A 433-nucleotide genomic window follows, 5' to 3' on the forward strand; every position below is an offset into this window, starting at 1 on the left:
CGCAGGAAACCTTGGACTTACGGCGAGGGAGCTTTTCACTCCCTTTATCGCTACTCATGTCAGCATTCGCACTTCTGATACCTCCAGCAACCGTCTCCAGTCACCTTCACAGGCTTACAGAACGCTCTCCTACCGCGTACGGATAAATCCGTACACCCGCAGCTTCGGTATATTGCTTAGCCCCGTTACATCTTCCGCGCAGGACGACTCGATCAGTGAGCTATTACGCTTTCTTTAAAGGATGGCTGCTTCTAAGCCAACCTCCTGACTGTCTATGCCTTCCCACTTCGTTTCCCACTTAGCAATATTTAGGGACCTTAGCTGGCGGTCTGGGTTGTTTCCCTCTTGAGTCTGGACGTTAGCACCCAGTGCTCTGTCTCCCGCGCTGTACTTGCCGGTATTCGGAGTTTGCCATAGTTTGGTAAGTCGCCAT

Annotated in this window: 1 rRNA gene (cut by a window edge); it reads right to left on the bottom strand. The window is 52.0% G+C overall.

Annotation, left to right across the window (positions count from 1 at the left end):
- A 23S ribosomal RNA gene (locus tag AC5162_RS06405) occupies window positions 1-433 on the bottom strand (its annotated part continues 710 nt past the right edge of the window); the annotation flags it as partial.

The sequence above is a fragment of the Fructobacillus sp. ChS1-6f1-1-27 genome (assembly GCF_059579415.1).